The organism is Bacillus sp. CDB3 (assembly GCF_002081505.1).
Taxonomy (GTDB): Bacteria; Bacillota; Bacilli; order Bacillales; family Bacillaceae_G; genus Bacillus_A; species Bacillus_A cereus_AT.
Map to the genome: position 1 here is coordinate 65,680 of NZ_ALBR01000069.1, position 17,764 is coordinate 83,443.

Below are 17,764 nucleotides of genomic sequence, written 5' to 3' on the forward strand. Positions count from 1 at the left end.
CTTAACTAATTTTTTTATCATTCATTTTATCGTTTGGTTGCGGAATCGCTGTTCCTTCTAGTACTCTTTCAATATCTTTCTTTAAACCGAACCAATTTTTATTTGTATGACCTGCAACCCACCACTCATCATTGACGCGTTGTATCCAAATACGGCGATGGTTCCAATACATACCTTGAATCACACCAACCATAAATATAAATCCACCAATACCAAGAATCCAAAGCGTTAAATCTTTTCTTACAGTAAGTGCTGTTGCATTTTGCATTTCCACACCTGCAAATGACATTTTATATTTATTGTTTCCGTCAGGTTCTATATTTTGCTGAATACCAACAAAGCTCACTTCACCATCTGGTGTTTCTGGGGTAAACATTTTAAAGACGAATGCAGGATTGTTTGGCAATTTTGTCTTCGTATTCGGCTTTCCATTTTCATCAAAATAAAAATCAGGAAAATAGCTTAATAGTTCTAGAGAATACCCGTTTCCTAAATCATATTTTTCTGTAGGATTCGCTAAATTCACTTTAATCGGTCCCCACTTTTGATTATTTGTTTTATTTTGCAAATGGAAGGACATACTTTTAAATTCACTTTCCTTATAATCCACTTGATAAACAGCAAATTGGTCAAACTTCAGTGGTTCATTCACTCGAATTTCAGCTTCTTTTACCTTTTCTAATTTAGGCTTTTGACCTGCTATATTTTCCCCTACCGCTTTATATAATACGGCATTCGTTTGGAAATTTTTCGCGATCATTTTATCACCAATACGATCAATCGCCTCATCATAAACTTCTTTATCCTTACTCTTATCATAAACTTCCTTTATGAACTTTTCGTTTTTCAAATAGTATTGTCCATCAGTTCCTGGTATTTCTTTCGTTTCACCATCACGTAACCAAAGGGCTTCGTCCACGTACATACTCGGTAAGAAGCGCAGCATTGAGCCAAATAAAAAGATAATAAGACCAATATGATTCACATATGGACCCCAGCGAGAGAAACGTCCTTTTTCTGCTAAAATATTACCGTCTTCTACTTTTACATTATAATTTCTCTTCTTTAAATTCACTTGAATTTTGTCTAAATCACCCTCTTGCGGCGAACCAGTCCCATACAATCTCTGTCTCTTTAAAAAGCCTGGGTGTCTTTTCACCCCTTGTTTTTTTAAAGCTTTATATAGAGGAATTACACGGTCTAAACTACATATAACAAGTGAAATACCAATGGAAGCAATTAAAATCATATACCACCATGATCCATATAAATTATTAAATCCTAATTGATAGTATAATTGCCCTAAAAAGCCATACTCTGCCTTATAATATTCAGCTGGTTCGATTCCTGGAGTTATGTACATTTCTTGGGGAAAGATAGTTCCTATTGCCGATGCAGCTAAAGTTATTACGATTAACCATACACCTACTTTTACAGAAGAGAAAAAACTCCAGATTTTATCTACTATCGTTTTTGTATGTGTGAGAGATCTTCGTGCGCTTCCCTCATATCTCATATCTAGTAATTTCACATTCTCATTGCCTTCAAATGGTTTTCCGCAAGCTTCACAAAACACGGTTCCTATCGGATTAACATGTCCACATTCACACTTAATTTCTTTCAATACTCTCACCGCCCCTGTATCTATATGTACTATTGTATATTCTACCTTTAAGTTACCGCAATACTCAGAATTTTTAAATCGAAGGCGCTATACATAAGCACCTCATATGTAAAGGCTTTCTTTATTACGGAGTAATTTTCTTTAAATACCCTTCTAACTGTTCTTTCGTTTGTTCACCTATAATTTGCTCCACTACTTTTCCATCTTTATCAATCAAAAAGCTTGTCGGTAATGGACCTACTCCATATGTTCCTATAATCTTTTGTCCTTTATCAATGGCAACTGGGAATTTCAAACCATATTGGTTTACAAAGTTCTTTACTGCGATATCCGTTTCATCTGCATCTAACGCAATAATTTCAACGCCTTTTTCCTTATATTTCGGATATAGCTCATTCATGTAAGGCATTTCTTTTTCACAAGGTTTACACCAAGTTCCCCAAAAGTTTAAAAATACACCTTTTCCCTTTAGGTCTTTTAATTCAATTTTCTTTCCTTCCAAATCCGTCACAACAAAATTAGGTGCTTCTTTTCCAATTTGCATTTTCTCTTTATCAGCGAAAAATCCTTGATAGAGTGTAAATCCTACAGCACCGCTTAAAATGAGCAGAATGATAACACGAAATAATAAGCGATTTTTTTTCATATTGTCTCTCCTCTCCTCGATAAATGTATGTATTGAATAAATCACCAGCAGAGCACTCCACTGGTGAAATTGTAACTCTATAGCTTATCTTGGCTTTGTAGAAGCAAGCGCGCGTAATTGTTTCACCTCATGTGGCGTCAATTCTCTCGCATCACCAGGTCGCAGGCTCCCTACTTCTAAGAAAGCATAACGTTCACGTTTTAATTTCACAACTTTACAGTCTAACGCTTCAAACATACGACGTACTTGACGGTTACGGCCTTCATGAATTGTTAATTGTACAATTGCCATCTCTTTACGCTTGTCCCAAGAAATAATTTTCACATTTGCTGGTGCTGTTTTCCCGTCTTCTAATGTAACACCTCGTTCTAACATGCGAATTTTCTCACCTGTTAATGGCCCTTTAATTTTTGCAACATATGTTTTGTCAACTTTATATCTCGGATGCATTAATACATTGGCAAAATCTCCATCGTTTGTCATCAATAATACGCCAGACGTATCATAATCTAGACGTCCGATTGGGAATAAACGTTGTGTAATTTCAGGGAAAAAGTCTGTTACAACATTTCTTCCTTTATCATCTGATACACTTGAAATTACACCAGTTGGTTTATATAGTAAAAAATAAACAGGTTCTTCTTTTTCAAGAGGGATGTTATTTACTTCTACTTTATCTTGAGGAGTTACTTTTGTTCCTAACTCCTTCACTATTTTCCCATTAACTTTCACTTTCCCTTGCTGAATTAATTCCTCAGCCTTTCTTCTCGATGCAATACCTGCTTGCGCAATCACTTTTTGTAATCGTTCCATTTCTTTTTTTCACCTCGAATTTATCTTACCTTACATTAGAAAGACTTGGCAACCGCATACGCTATACGGCTATTCGCTTCATCTCACTTAAACAACATAGTGATGATAATAAACATATAAAGGCCAAATCATGTTTTTACCCTTTATTATTGTCCATATTTTTCATATTCCTCACAATAAAAGTTCATCATTTTGTCAAAAATACTGCATAAAAAAACCACTATTAAGCTACGCCTTAATAGTGGTCGTATACGTATTATAAGCGAAATACCGTAAAAAATGAATAGCTTTACTGAAACAATAAAGAAACGAACACAATTGAGCATATAATTCCGATTAAATCTGCAAAAAGCCCGACCTTTAATGCATCTCCCATTTTCCTAATACCAACAGCCCCAAAGTATACTGTTAATATATAAAAGGTCGTATCTGTGCTTCCTTGCATCGTAGAAGCTAATCTCCCAATAAACGAGTCTGGCCCATATGTGGCAATCAAATCGGTCGTAATACTTAAACCAGCAGAGCCTGAAATAGGGCGTATAAGTGCTAGTGGAACAATTTCTGCTGGGACATGAATTAAATCTAACATCGGCTTCATTACAGATATCATTGCATCTAAAGCACCTGATGCCCGGAAAATAGAAATGGATACAAGCATTCCAACCATAAACGGTAAAATGGAAACTGCAATTTGAATCCCTTCTTTTCCTCCCTCAACGAACGATTCATACGTCGGAACTTTCTTTATCGTGCCATATAAAAGGATAAAACCGATTACACATGGTATTACCCATAATGAAATTGTATTTACAATAGTCACTTTTTCCGCCCCTTTCTACTCCTTCTTCGGTAAAAATAGCGGTCAATCCAAATCGCTCCAATCATTGATAACACTTGTGCAATGAATGTTACCCCAACAATTTCAGTAGGATTCGCTGATTCATACGTCATTCGAATCGAAATGACGGTAGTAGGAATTAAAGTAATAGCTGATGTATTTAATGCTAGAAACGTCACCATAGAACGGCTTGCTGAATCCTTCCCACCATTTAATTCTTTCAGTTGTTCCATCGCTTTAATGCCAAGAGGAGTTGCTGCATTACCTAGTCCAAAAAAGTTCGCCATCATATTCGATAGAATAAATCCCATTGACGGATGATCCTTCGGTATTTCTGGAAACAATCTTTTTACTATCGGCATAAAAAGTGTAACTAACTTTTTTAACAACCCTGCTTCCTCTGCAATTTTCATTAGGCCAAGCCAAAATACTAAAACGCTAATAAGTCCTATGCAAATCGTTACCGCATCTTTTGACCCGTCAAATACAGCTTTAGTTACTTCTTCCATCGTTCCGTTTATCATGGCATACACAACCCCTATGACCGCCATCGCTGCCCAGACGAGATTAACCATCGTTTCCAACACCTATCATGTAAGAAAAAATTTCTTTCACGTTGTTCCAGTACATACCCGTTGTAGCTACTAACTTCCGTTTACTATAAAATAAATTCCGTTCTCCAACTTTTTCATTACCAACATAAATGTCTGTCTTCCCAACCTTTACTCCATCCGTAAGTTTTGCACTTTTATCGAGTTCAACTTTTAATACTACGCTCTTTTTTTCCTCTTCAGTTAACGGTACCGAAAAACTATTTTTCGTATAAACATGATTGGCATATTTCTTTTCATTTATTTCAGCAATTGCTCCTTGTCCTAAAACTTTTGTTTGCTTGAAACGGTCAAAACCTTTGTCAAACAAATTCATATGGTCATCCCAATCACTAGAAGCACTCAAAGTTACAACAATTAAATCTAGTCCATCTTTTGATGCCGTTGTAACAAGCGTTCGTCCTGCTTTCTTCGTAAAGCCTGTTTTTCCTCCTGTTGCAAATTCATAATAAGATGTCACAAGCTTATGTTTATTTTTCCACGGATAATCCCAAGAATCTGATTTATACGTTTTTGTTCCAAAAATCTTCTTAAAGGTCTCGTTCCCCATTGCATATTTCGTTAAAAGTGCCATATCATAGGCCGACGAATAATGTGATCCATCTCCATCCAAGCCATGAGGATTTGAGAAGTGAGTATCTTTCATTCCAATTTGTTTCGCCTTTTCATTCATTAAATATACGAACCCTTCTATACTCCCTCCTACATTTTCAGCAATTACTTGCGCTGCATCATTACCAGACCTAAGCATGAGTCCGTATACTAAATCCTCTAACTTCACTTTTTGTCCAGGCTTTAAATAAATTGCCGATCCTTCTACTCGTACTGCTTCATTACTAACCGATACTAGTTCTTTCATTTTTCCTGATTCAGCAGCTAACAATGCTGTCATAATTTTCGTTATACTAGCAATTTTTTGTGGCTCATGTTCTAATTTCCCATAAAGTACACGACCGGATTGCTGTTCCATTAAGACTGCGTTACGAGCACTGACACCACCGTTCATTTTTGCATATGTAGGAATCGGCATAATGCTTGCGTACATTATAATTAGCGTAATTATTATACAAATCCGTCTCATATTTCCCCCCACGTCCTTTTGGCACTTTTTGTACAAGTGTATGCTTGGCCTTTTAAAATATGAACGAAATCTTCCTTCCACCTCCAATAAAAAAGACGCATGGGATATGCGTCTAATACGGCGTCCATTCAATTTGCTTTGCACTTTCAAATCTCTTTTCTACATCAGGCCAATTTACAACATTCCACCAATTTTTAATATATTCATCTTTTCGATTTTGATATTGTAAATAATACGCATGTTCCCATACATCAAGTACAAGGAGTGGTATCGTATCCCACTGTGTAAACAATTGATGAAGCGTGCTTTGCAAAATTTCTAACCTTCCTGAACGGGGTACCCATACAAGAATCGCCCATCCTGAACCTTCCACTTTAGAAGCTGCCTCTGTGAAATGCTTTTGAAAACGCAAAAAACTTCCGAAATCTTGCTCAATTTGTTGTGAAAAAGCCCCTCTCGGACTTCCACCACCATCTTTTTTCATGTTATTCCAAAATATCGTGTGTAAGTAATGACCTGATCCATGAAAAGCCGCTTCTCTTTCCCAATGCTTAATTAAATCAAATTGATTTGTTTTTCTCGCTTCTTCCATCATCTTCTCTGCTTTATTTAATCCTTCCACGTAACTGCGATGGTGTTTATCATGGTGTAACATCATAATTTCTCGTGAAATGTACGGTTCTAACGCATTATATGGATAAGGTAATGGCGGGAGTGTATGCCCCCCAATCGGAACAGCTCGTTCGCTATCCCCTCTTTCACTTAGTTCATATTCCTCTCCTTCTTGAATAAATACTTCCTGTAAATGGTGTTGAATATGTTCTACATCCTCACTTATTTCATACATAAACTCGGCATCTGTGTCGTATTCATGCTCTTTCATACGCTCTAATAACGTTTGAATTTTATAAGCAAGCATATGGACATCATACACTTCCATTGCACGGCTATCTAATACTTGAAGAACACTTTCACACCAGCTTTCTACTTCATGAAAGTAATCTGTAAATACACCTTGCTGACTCATGTCACACCTCCTTGATGCTATCCACTTTAACTATATTCAATTAAAATCCCTTATATAACTGGACAAAAGAAAAGAAGCTAAGTGTCCTTAGCTTCTTTTCCTTAATTAATATTTGTGCAACATTTTTGTTTGATAATCTGTCTCATAATATTCTAGTTCTTCACGCATCAATTGAAATTTCCCTTCTAAATCCTTCATCATTCGTTCTATAGATCCAGGTGGTGTTTGCTGAAAAACAATAGAATTTTTCCCTGTATAAGCAGAACGACTATTTTCATACCAATGATCATTCTTTGGCGAAAAAAACTCTGCAATTACTTGATGATAAATCTTATATAAAACTTTTTCAGCTGCTGTCTTTCGAAATGGCTGGCTATTCAGCAAAACAAAACATGCATCAAGTCCTTCTTCACAAAAAACAAGAAGTCTTCTTATTGACCCTAATATCCCTTTATAATATTGCTCGTTTCCTGTTGGTGTTTCCTCCAATAAAGAAGGTAACGTATGATAATTTACATAATTAGTTATTAAGGAAATGACATCTTCTAAAAATATAGAAACTTGTTCTGTTTGATTTTCAACCATCAAATTAGACATGGCTTCTCTCTCCTTTGCCGTTTTACGCTATTTCTACTCTTTTATTTTTATGTAATTCAGCTAATATTTCTTGTACTTTCACCACTGTTCCTTCGTCAAAGTATCGTTGAAAGTCTGTTACTTCATTGAGATACAAGCGCTTCTGCGCGCGTAGCTCTTTATTGTTCACTAAACAAGCGATTGCTACAATATCTCGTAAATATACGTCTTGTTCTTCTACTTTATAAACTGGATTTCCTTCAAAAGGGGTAATTTCTTGTAAAATTTCTTCAAAATATCGAACATATAAGACAGAAAAGGTTTTCTCTTGATTATTTAATACATATGTCACTTCAGATCTATTAAAAAAATCTTCTGATGTATTCGGTTTTGCTTTTTCTAGCTCATATCCTGCATAACCTATTATAATCATCTACTTCCCCTCTCTTCCTTCTTTCACCTTATTTTAACCCAATTTTCCGATAAACGAAATATTCTTTTAAATATAACCTATATAAAAAATAGCTTCCCTATACAGGAATTTACCTTTTTATTTTTCTTGAAGTTTGTCATAATAATATTATTGTCTCAGTTTTCTTACACAAGGAGAGTTGTATTTATGTCGTTTTCATGGAAACGTTTCTTACAAATCGGGAAAATACTCTTCCCATTTGTTGTCTTAACAATTGTTTTCTTTCAAGCTAAAAAAGAATTAGCAGGCATTTCTTTTTTAGAAGCGATTGAAACAATTAAAAACATTCCAACTGGTGGAGTATTTTTAGCGATTACACTCGGTGCATTTGCCGTTTCAACAATGTTCTTTTATGACTTTGTTATGCTTCGTTACTTAAAAGCCGATATACCTGTACAAAAGATTTTCCGCATCTCATGGATTGCAAACACTTTAAATGGATTTATCGGTTTTGGTGGTCTTGTTGGTGCCGGTGTACGTACAATGTTATATCGTCCGCACATAAAAGATAATGGGAAACTTATTAAAAGCATCGCTTGGATGACAACCGCTTTTATTAACGGATTAGCCATTCTTTCATTCCTCGGCCTTATTGGAATATTAGACACTAGTTTTATTCTGCATGAAAAACCGTGGTTATGGCCTGTTCTTATCTTCTTTGCTCTTTTCGTTCCTATATATATTGGATTTTCTAAAATTAAAAATAGAAAAACAAAACAGCTAGACGGACAAGAGGATGAAGAAGCAGAGAAAAATCCAACAGTTTTATATTCATTAGTTTCATTAGTTGAGTGGGTATCTGCTGGTATCGTTATGTACGTCATTTTAATATTGTTTGGAATTGATATTGAATTTCAAAAGTTTTTAGGTGTTTATGTAATTGCAGCTTTAGCCGGTGTCGTAAGTCTTGTCCCTGGTGGCCTTGGTTCATTTGATCTTGTTTTCTTAACTGGACTCGGACAATACGGTATTGATACAGGTGTATTACTACCTGCTATGTTATTATATCGCCTTGTCTATTACATCTTACCATTCTGCCTTGGTCTCATTTTTGCAGCCTTTGAAATGACAGGAGCAGCCATTAAAAAAATTGAAGATAAACCATTTATTGCACCTGCATTAGAAACAACTGGCGTAATTTGGACTTTACAACGTGATTTTTTAGGAAAATTAGGCTCATGGGCATCCGCCGCTTTAACAGTGTTCGCTGGCTTGATGGTTATTCTATCAACAATTTTACCAACTAGTATTAACCGAGCTCACGCCTTACATATTTTAGCTCCCAAGCACCTTATTCAATTTTCTTTTAGCTTATCATTAACATTTGGTATTCTCCTCCTGATTCTTTCGCGAGGAATATATTACGGAACAAAGCGTTCATACTATATGACAATTGTTTCTTTAATTGGAGCAGCAATCTTTAATACCCTAAAAGGAATTGATATTGAAGAAACCTTTATTTTATTAATCGTACTTGCTGTGTTGTATATGCTTCGTAAAAGATTTTTACGCGAGAAAATGGAAGTCTCTCTTTCTGATATCGTAAAAGTATTTATCTTCTTATTGCTTACGTTATATTTATATAAAAACTTAGGCATTTTATTTGCAGGCGCAAAAGAAGCATTCCAACCCGATTTTGTCGTTCGAAATATTACACAGGTTAAACGAAGTGCATTAGCAGCCGCATTTTTCGTTCCTACTTTTTTACTTATCGGTTCACTAATTGCCAATCGTTACCGTAGTGAATTTCCCGGGCAACCAGCTAATGACAAAAGGTTAGAAAACTTCTTAGAGGAACATGGCGGGAACGTACTTAGTCATTTAGGTTTTTTAGGAGATAAGCAGTTCTTCTTTAGTAGTGACGGAAAAGCACTTCTTCTCTTTTCAATTACTGGAAAACGTCTTGTTGTACTTGGTGATCCAATTGGTGATCCATCCTCCTACCGTACCGTGTTGCAAGAATTTTTAGCTGAAGCTGATCGATTTGGGTATATTTGCGTATTTTATCAAATTGAAAGTAAATGGATGAGCTTATACCACGATTTCGGCTATAACTTCTTTAAACTTGGCGAAGAGGCTGTCGTTGATTTAAATACGTTTACAATAACAGGAAAAAAACGTGCTGGTATGCGAGCTACTTTCAATCGTTTTGAACGAGAAGGTTATACATTTTCTATTCATGAGCCACCATTCTCAGACGAATTATACGAGGAATTAAAGAAAGTGTCTGATGCTTGGCTTGGCGGAAAAAAAGAAAAAGGATTTTCACTTGGATACTTCGATCGTGAGTATATTAGCCGTGCCCCTATCGCTACTTTATCTGATGCAGAAGGAAAAATAATTGCCTTTACAACCTTTATGCCAGTATATCAAAGTGGCATATTATCTGTTGATTTAATGCGTTATTATCCAGACGCTCCTAGCGGCATCATGGATGCAATTTTTATCCACTTATTCCACTGGGCAAAAGAAAATGAATACCATTCCTTTAATATTGGTATGGCACCACTCTCAAATGTCGGTTTATCAACGCAATCGTTCTGGTCTGAACGAGTTGCCGCTGCAATATTTAATAACGTTCGTTACACATATAGCTTCAGCGGTTTACGACATTTCAAAGAAAAATACAAACCTGCATGGAGTGGAAAATATTTAGCATTTCGAAAGAATCATTCTTTACCAATTACAATGCTCTCTGTAACAAAATTAATAGGAAAACGAAAAACAGCTAAGTTCTTAGCTGTTTTTCGTTTTTGCACTTGTATACTAAACTCTTTTGTATATTTTTTACCATTTATATAGAAATCTCCCCATATTTTATATGTTCCTTCTTCAGGAAATGTAATTCTATATTGTAATTGTTCATCCGTATCAACAGGAATGGCGTATAAAAAATGCTCCCTCGTCTCATCAACGATATAAAGAGCGTTGACTTCACCTCTCCCCGAATTTAATTTCAGCTTTTCTCCCTTTTTCGCTTGAAACTGAAATGTTAATGTCGTTGCCTCATTCGGGTGTAATGCACCGAATAAAAGAGACACTTGATGCTCTCCTATATTTTTTGTAAGTACAGTATCAACAGGTAGTTTCTTTTTATTTTTGTCCTTGTTTTTCTCCTTTTTTTCTTCACCAAAATCTTTCTTAGAAAATGATTCCACGGACTTGTTTTCATCTTCATACAAAAATATCGTGTACTCTTCACCTTTCGCTACATCTGAAGATAACTTATACGATCCATTTCCAGCAAATATAGGCTTCGTTTGTTGTATGTTTTTCAAATTCCCATCTACTATCACTGCTCGAATTTGATCGTTCACACCACGAACTTCATTATTCATTTTATTTAGCAATTGAAACGAAATATCGACTTTTTCATTTCCCTTTTTATTTTTCACATCCCATTTCACTTCTTGAACATCTCCGGTCGTTTCTACAGTTTCTTGATATTTTTTTATGTAAAATCCTCCTGCCACAATAAGTACTAGTGTAATAAGCCCAATGACAAGATTTTTCAAAATATCACCTACCATTTTTATTGTCTTTATCCATGCAAAACCTCTTAAATATATATTCTAGATTATGATTTATGAAATCCTCCTCTTTTGCACATATTACAAATAAAAAAGATTTTGATTGAAAGGAGTCGTAGTGTATAATGCAAATGATATTGATTTCTATCAATACATTATAAGGAGGATTTTTCATGAGTGTACATATTGAAGCAAAACAAGGCGAAATTGCTGAATCTATTCTATTACCTGGTGATCCATTACGTGCAAAATATATTGCTGAAACATTTTTAGAGGATGTTACTTGTTATAACAACGTGCGTGGCATGTTAGGTTTCACTGGAACTTACAAAGGAAAGCGTGTATCTGTTCAAGGTACAGGCATGGGTGTTCCTTCTATTTCTATTTATGTAAACGAATTAATTCAAAGCTACGGAGTGAAAAATTTAATTCGTGTTGGGACATGTGGTGCTATTCAAAAAGATGTTAAGGTACGTGACGTTATTATTGCGATGACGGCTTGTACAGATTCTAATATGAACCGCTTAACATTCCCAGGTTTTGATTTTGCCCCTGCTGCAAACTTTGATCTTTTAAAGAAAGCTTACGATGCTGGAACAGAAAAAGGATTACACGTTCGTGTTGGTAACGTATTAACAGCAGATGTATTTTATCGTGAGAGCATGGACATGGTTAAAAAACTTGGAGATTACGGTGTATTAGCAGTAGAGATGGAGACGACTGCTCTTTACACATTAGCAGCTAAATATGGTGTAAATGCATTATCTGTATTAACAGTAAGCGACCATATCTTCACTGGTGAAGAAACAACATCTGAAGAGCGTCAAACTACATTTAACGAAATGATTGAAATCGCTTTAGATGCAGCAATTCAGCAATAGTACACTAAAGAACTTGTCATACGTCTGGCGAGTTCTTTTTTATGCTACAATACTTCGACAGTCACTGCACCTTCTCTTTATGTGACTTTCTATAAAAAACTACTTTAGAGAGAGACAGATTTCTCCCCTCTATTTTTTTGTAACCTTTGTTATAATTAAGAAATCATTTATATTACAGTATTTTTCATACGAGGTGAAACAGTGAAGAACAGAAGCATCGTCTTTAAACTATTTTTATTAACATCAACTTTATTTACAATCATATTTCTCCTTTTTTTCCTTGGACAATCTCTATTTTTAGAGAAGTTTTATATTAATAAGAAAGTAAAAACCGTTCAGACGGCTTTTGAAAAATTCGTAAATAATTACGAAAAAAGCGCCCAAGACTTTGAGGACACTAGAAAATTAAAACAAGAATTTCATGATAAAACAAATGCTGAAATCCAATTTTTAGATTCTAACGGAATTATTAAAAGTGAAAACAGTTTTTACATTGATGTGATTAATCCTAACAATAATAAAACCTATTCCATCCCCCTTAACAACCTTTTAACACCTGAAGAATATAATAAATTTGTAAACTTAGGATTAAAAAAAGATGGAATAATTTATGTAGACGGACTACTCCAACCGAATAATATAATAACACCTCAAGAATTAATAACCAATAATACTAGATGGGAAAATGAACAATTCAATTCAGATTTTCAATCCATTAGTGGTAATCCATCTAAAAATAAACTTAAAAATCGATATAATAATACGGGTTCTCCAATCCATTTTACTGGGATAATATCTAAATTACAGCTTCCTTCCAAGACTGAGATTCGTCTTGCAAAGGATTTTGAAACATTACAAGCTGTTCAATATTTTGCAAGAACTATTAGGCAAGGTACTTCTAATTCAAATCAATTAAACACGTATATTTTAGATAGTGGGGAAAATATAAAAAACAGTGTCTTTGTAAAGCCTATTATGGAAAACGGAGAAATTAAGGAGTACGCTTTTGCGATAGCATCTTTACAACCCGTTAATGAAGCGATGCTCGTTTTAAAAGATTATTATGTCTATGCCTTAATTATCGTGTTTCTCGTTATTATTTTGTTATCCTTCTACTACTCAAAAATCATTGTTAAACCATTAATTAAGATAAATCGTGTTACAAAAAAAATGGCCAATTTTGATTTTAGCGAGAAGTTACCTGTTGCAGCAGATGATGAAATTGGTGGATTATCAAGCAGTATTAATACACTCTCTGTAAATTTAAAAGATCGAATCGACCGATTAAATGTTGCCAATACAAAATTACAACAAGATATTGAACGCGAACGTCAATTGGAAAAAACGAGAAAAGAATTCATTTCTGGTGTATCTCATGAATTAAAAACACCACTTAGTGTTATTCGTAGCTTCGCTGAAGGTATTCAAGATGGCGTAAGTAAAGATACGACCTATTATACAAATGTTATTTTAGAAGAAACAGAAAATATGAATAGGCTTATTGTTGAAATGTTAGAATTAGCAAAACTTGAATCTGGTACGTACAAACTAGAAATGTCGACATTCTCAATCGGTGAATTAATTCAACAAGTCTATACAAAATTATTATTTAGCATGGAAGAAAAACATTTACAAGTGGACATCCATGTTGACTCATCTCTATTTGTTAAAGCAAATCGTAGCCGTATTGAGCAAGTAGTTGTGAACTTGCTTAGCAATGCAATTCGATATACTCCAGATGGTGAAAAAATACACGTCTCTGTTGTAGAAACGGAAGATACAGTGAAAATCGAAATTGAAAACACGGGCAATCCTATTCCAGAAGAAAGTCTTGAAAAAATTTGGGATCGCTTCTACCGTTTAGATGCTTCTCGTAGCCGTCATACTGGAGGTACCGGTCTTGGGTTATCTATTGTAAAAAACATTTTAGACTTACACCGCGCTGAATACGGTGTGTATAATACTACTAATAGTGTTGTATTTTATTTTAATTTACAAAAAGTAAAAGAAGTCAAATAATTTGTCTTAATTTCACTAGGAGTTCACATGAAATTCACACTCTCCCTTTATAGTAAGAAACAAGTTAATCCTTTCCTTTACACATACAAAAGAGGAGAGTGCGTGAAATGAAACAAGCAGGACAACCAATTCAAAACGAAAAACAATTAGAAACTATCAAAAATATACTTTTACAATCTTCGAAACGTGATGGCTTATTATTCGTATTAGCTGTAAATTCTGGCTTGAAAGTAAGTGAAATCTTACAATTAAAAGTTAGTGATGTAATCGATGAAGACGAAAATGTTCGCCATTCCATTTTATTTTACAATGAAAAAGTAAAGAAACATAAATGGTTTGCTGTAAATGAAGACTTACAGCACGCAATCGAAGATTACATGAAAGAACGTAAAACTTGGAAACGTAATGAACCATTATTAAAGTCTCAAAAAGGGACAAAGTCTATTACGAGACAACATGCATGGTACATTTTAAACAAAGCTGCAAAAGAAGTTGGATTAGAAGGGATTAGCTCACATACACTTCGAAAAACTTGGGGCTATTGTGCATACAAATCAGGTGTTGACATCGCATTTTTACAACATTTCTTTGACCACAGTACTCCATCAAAAACTTTAAAGTATATCGGTATTGCTTAATAATTCTTATACATAAAAAAGGTTACCATTTATAAATCTGGTAACCTTTTTTATGTTTCATATTCTCTTTTCTTGTCTCTCCTATACTGTAGTGGTACTCTAATAGTAAGGGGGAGAAATTATGAACACATTAACAATTGAATTACCGAAAGAAACGGCTGAAAAACTTGATTTATTAAAGAAAGCTTATCAAAAGAAAACAGGTGCTACTATTTCTGAAAGCACTCTCGTTCAAACACTTATCTCAAAGGAATTTATCCAAGCGATAACTCCTTTTGATTTACAACAAATCATCAATGGAAAAGAACAGCAGTAATCGCTGTTCTTTTTTTATTACTATTTAAAATATAAAGTGAAACTTTAATCAGTGGGGGTTTACGGGCAGCAGGGATTCCACCTAACTTCTTTGCTCCAGCCGAATTTTGAGGTAAGAGTTTTACTGCCCGCAAATAGCGGGATAAAAAGTTTTTTACTTATTTTCCGAAAAACCATTGACAATGATAATGATAACCATTATCATTTATTATGAAGCCAACAATTGATGAATCAACCAAACGCTCAGTAACATTGTTACCCCTCTTTTTCATATAGAAAAGCACTGTACATTCCCCCTGTTTGTGCAGTGCTTTTCTTGTTTGTATTTATTCAAATAAATTTAATTGCTCCGGTTTCGGTTCACCATATGCAATATTCAACATTTCCATCAATTGTTTTGCATTATCCGCGGCATCTCCACCTGAATTATTATTAAACAATACATATATATCCTTCGTCTTCTTTTTCAATCGCTCTAATCGTTCTACCCATTCCGCCAACTCTTTATTATTATAACGATATAAACAGCGAACTGCTCTCCAATTTTCTCCTTTATCCAGCCAACCATGAACATTTCGGCCATGAAAACGTATTAACGCCATGTCCGAGTTTGTTGCCTCTAATACAAGCGGTACTGATCCTATTCCTGCCTGAGGCTCATCGCAAATTGTATGAATCCATTTTTCTTTTTCTAAAAACTGTAACGTCTTATCTCTCATTTCTGGATAAAACCATGTTTGATTTCGAAATTCTATTGCACATGGGAAATCTTCCATTTTTTCTTTCGTGTATCGAAGTAAGTCTACATTTTTCACTTTACAATCAAACCATGGTGGATATTGAAATAAAATCATTTTTAATTTATTTGCTTCTATTAAAGGAAAAATGGATTGTTTATACACATCAAACATCTCATCGAACGTAGAAAAAGGGATTTCCCCTTTCATATGTCCTGTCATTCCTTGATAGGCTTTTACTATAAAAGAAAAATCTTTCGGCGTTTCTATCGCCCATTTTGTATAATTCCGCGCAGGTTGTATCGCATAAAATGAACTATCTACTTCCACAATGGGAAAATGTTCACTATAAGTTCGCAATTTATTTCTATTTTCATAGGGATTTATATATAAAGAATCATGATCTCCCCATCCTGTTACTCCAATAAAAAGCAAACGAATCCCTCCCTTCTCAACTTCAGCCTACACTCATTCTATATTACTTCACAAAAATACCATCCGACCAATTTCACAAAGTAGCTCTTTCTTTAAGAGTATCCGTATAAAAATATGATATACTAGATGGAAGAATTTTTAAATTGAGGGGTTATTTATGCTTCAAGACGATATTATTTTATCTCATGAAAATCGAATAAAAGAATTAGAAAATAAAGTGCGGTTATATGAAGAGCTTGTAAATCAATTACCACATCATTTCACATATAAAAATCCACATATTGGTTTGCAAATAAAAAAAACGAGAACATCTCATTCTATTCAACCCATACAACAAAAAGATAAAGAGCCTACCTTTCAGCTTACTTGCGATTCACTATTTTTATTTGAACAACTCGAAAAATATTTTGTTCATATTTTCGATGCATTTTCGCATCACGTCACTTTTATTGATAATAAAGGGAACATTACATTATGTAATCAAGCTGCAGCAGATGATTTTGGTGTCATACGAAATTCTATAATCGGGAAACCAATTCAACAATTATTAAACTTGCCTGAAGAACAAATTAAAGCTATTGAAACGTTAAAAACAGGAACTGAAATATATAATGAAGAAGTGTTAGACAAAAACTACGGCATCGTAAACAACCGCATTATTCGTGATTATAATGGAGAGATTTTCCGAGTTATTAGTGTATTTCATTATTTAAATACAGAACGTGATGCCGAAAAGTTTTCTCTAGCTGGACGAATTGCAGCTGGGATTGCACATGAAGTACGAAATCCCCTTACAACGGTACGTGGGTACTTGCAATTTCTACAAGATAGCGTTTCTCCATCCAATAAAGAATTGTTTAAAAGTCTACTCATTCCTGAACTAGATCGTGCAAATAGTATTATCACAAAATTTTTATCCATTTCAAAAACGCGTGAATTTACTAGAGAACCTTTTCCGATCAATACGTTTTTACGCGAATATATTCAACAACTACTTGCTAGTGAAGTTTTTTTACACAACATTTCTATTGACTATGAATTTTCTACGGAATTAGATGGTGTACTTGTCAATATCGATCGCCATGAACTCGTGCAAGTTTTTTTAAATTTATTTCAAAATGCTGTCGATGCTCAAGGTGAAGAACTTCTTTCTATTCAAATTACTAGTTATCGCTTAGATAATTTTGTTCGTATTACTTTCAAAGATAATGGAACCGGCATTCCTCCAGCTATTCAAGAATATATATTTGATCCGTTTTTCTCTACAAAAGACTCAGGAACGGGACTGGGATTATCAGTAACGAAGAAAATTATTCAAAATCATAACGGTACATTAAAAATGTCTAGTAATCAAAACGGTACAACTTTCACTATTTCCATTCCAATTTTACCTAAAGCGAACTATGAACGAATTAATCATTAAAAAGGTTGTGCTGTTCCACGAACTGCACGCAAATTGTTAAATTATATCTAACAATTTGCGTGCAGTTTTTTTATTTTAGCCTATTCTTTTTTAACTCA

16 protein-coding genes and 1 pseudogene are annotated in these 17,764 nt (G+C 34.4%); 6 read left to right on the forward strand and 11 right to left on the reverse strand.

Translation table 11 applies throughout. The annotated features are described in order from the left end of the window. Position 1: 1 nt before the first annotated feature. The 9 genes from resB to CDB3_RS16930 form a co-directional block, all read right to left on the reverse strand. Positions 2 to 1,624, reverse strand: coding sequence for a cytochrome c biogenesis protein ResB (resB, locus tag CDB3_RS16890; protein ID WP_128855308.1), 1,623 nt, complete (start codon positions 1,622 to 1,624; stop codon positions 2 to 4). Between the two features lie 124 nt (positions 1,625 to 1,748). Continuing rightward, the gene (gene resA / locus CDB3_RS16895) at positions 1,749 to 2,270 is read right to left on the reverse strand and encodes a thiol-disulfide oxidoreductase ResA (RefSeq protein WP_000742206.1); all 522 of its coding nucleotides are present in this window, start codon (positions 2,268 to 2,270) and stop codon (positions 1,749 to 1,751) included. Positions 2,271 to 2,354: 84 nt separating this feature from the next. Continuing rightward, complete coding sequence (gene rluB / locus CDB3_RS16900) at positions 2,355 to 3,083, reverse strand: 23S rRNA pseudouridine(2605) synthase RluB (RefSeq protein ID WP_097831748.1); 729 nt, start codon at positions 3,081 to 3,083, stop codon at positions 2,355 to 2,357. A 289-nt stretch (positions 3,084 to 3,372) separates the two neighbouring features. Then, positions 3,373 to 3,903, reverse strand: coding sequence for a spore maturation protein SpmB (spmB, locus tag CDB3_RS16905; protein WP_128855309.1), 531 nt, complete (start codon positions 3,901 to 3,903; stop codon positions 3,373 to 3,375). Further along, complete coding sequence (gene spmA / locus CDB3_RS16910) at positions 3,900 to 4,496, reverse strand: spore maturation protein SpmA (RefSeq protein WP_128855310.1); 597 nt, start codon at positions 4,494 to 4,496, stop codon at positions 3,900 to 3,902. Before spmA ends, spmB begins: the two co-directional genes overlap by 4 nt. Beyond that, positions 4,489 to 5,613 (reverse strand): D-alanyl-D-alanine carboxypeptidase DacB, encoded by a 1,125-nt coding sequence (gene dacB, locus CDB3_RS16915; protein ID WP_097831750.1) that lies wholly within the window; start codon positions 5,611 to 5,613, stop codon positions 4,489 to 4,491. Before dacB ends, spmA begins: the two co-directional genes overlap by 8 nt. A gap of 112 nt (positions 5,614 to 5,725) precedes the next feature. Then, positions 5,726 to 6,640 (reverse strand): superoxide dismutase, encoded by a 915-nt coding sequence (locus CDB3_RS16920; protein WP_128855311.1) that lies wholly within the window; start codon positions 6,638 to 6,640, stop codon positions 5,726 to 5,728. A gap of 105 nt (positions 6,641 to 6,745) precedes the next feature. Then, entirely contained in the window at positions 6,746 to 7,237 is a 492-nt protein-coding gene (locus tag CDB3_RS16925) for a YpuI family protein (protein WP_000067564.1), read from the reverse strand. A 22-nt stretch (positions 7,238 to 7,259) separates the two neighbouring features. Next, a complete protein-coding gene (locus CDB3_RS16930) occupies positions 7,260 to 7,649 on the reverse strand; it encodes a hypothetical protein (RefSeq protein WP_016129016.1) in 390 nt (129 codons plus the stop codon). Positions 7,650 to 7,835: 186 nt separating this feature from the next. Here CDB3_RS16930 and mprF point away from each other — a divergent pair, with 186 nt between their 5' ends. Then, positions 7,836 to 10,490, forward strand: a complete 2,655-nt coding sequence (gene mprF, locus CDB3_RS16935; RefSeq protein ID WP_128855312.1) for a bifunctional lysylphosphatidylglycerol flippase/synthetase MprF — start codon at positions 7,836 to 7,838, stop codon at positions 10,488 to 10,490. On the opposite strand, the pseudogene CDB3_RS16940 reads toward mprF, so the two are convergent. After that, positions 10,427 to 11,218 (reverse strand): annotated as a pseudogene (locus CDB3_RS16940) (hypothetical protein); the annotation flags it as partial. The gene mprF and the pseudogene CDB3_RS16940 sit on opposite strands and share 64 nt — an antisense overlap. A gap of 173 nt (positions 11,219 to 11,391) precedes the next feature. Here CDB3_RS16940 and deoD point away from each other — a divergent pair. The 4 genes from deoD (at position 11,392) to CDB3_RS16960 (ending at position 15,072) form a co-directional block, all read left to right on the forward strand. Further along, positions 11,392 to 12,099 carry a purine-nucleoside phosphorylase gene (gene deoD / locus CDB3_RS16945; RefSeq protein ID WP_000110707.1) on the forward strand — a complete coding sequence of 236 codons (708 nt, stop codon included), beginning with the start codon at positions 11,392 to 11,394 and terminating at the stop codon, positions 12,097 to 12,099. 201 nt (positions 12,100 to 12,300) lie between these two features. Next, positions 12,301 to 14,118 carry a sensor histidine kinase gene (locus tag CDB3_RS16950; protein ID WP_097831755.1) on the forward strand — a complete coding sequence of 606 codons (1,818 nt, stop codon included), beginning with the start codon at positions 12,301 to 12,303 and terminating at the stop codon, positions 14,116 to 14,118. Between the two features lie 107 nt (positions 14,119 to 14,225). Continuing rightward, a complete protein-coding gene (locus tag CDB3_RS16955; RefSeq protein ID WP_000806230.1) occupies positions 14,226 to 14,756 on the forward strand; it encodes a tyrosine-type recombinase/integrase in 531 nt (176 codons plus the stop codon). A gap of 121 nt (positions 14,757 to 14,877) precedes the next feature. Beyond that, positions 14,878 to 15,072, forward strand: coding sequence for a DUF3924 family protein (locus CDB3_RS16960; RefSeq protein ID WP_001094855.1), 195 nt, complete (start codon positions 14,878 to 14,880; stop codon positions 15,070 to 15,072). Positions 15,073 to 15,397: 325 nt separating this feature from the next. Here the strand turns inward: CDB3_RS16960 and CDB3_RS16965 are convergent, their stop codons facing one another. Further along, positions 15,398 to 16,243: a DUF72 domain-containing protein gene (locus CDB3_RS16965; RefSeq protein ID WP_128855313.1), complete on the reverse strand. Its 846-nt coding sequence runs from the start codon at positions 16,241 to 16,243 to the stop codon at positions 15,398 to 15,400. 157 nt (positions 16,244 to 16,400) lie between these two features. On the opposite strand from CDB3_RS16965, the gene CDB3_RS16970 reads away from it, so the two are divergent. Further along, positions 16,401 to 17,666, forward strand: coding sequence for a PAS domain-containing sensor histidine kinase (locus CDB3_RS16970; RefSeq protein WP_128855314.1), 1,266 nt, complete (start codon positions 16,401 to 16,403; stop codon positions 17,664 to 17,666). The last annotated feature ends 98 nt before the right edge of the window (positions 17,667 to 17,764 follow it).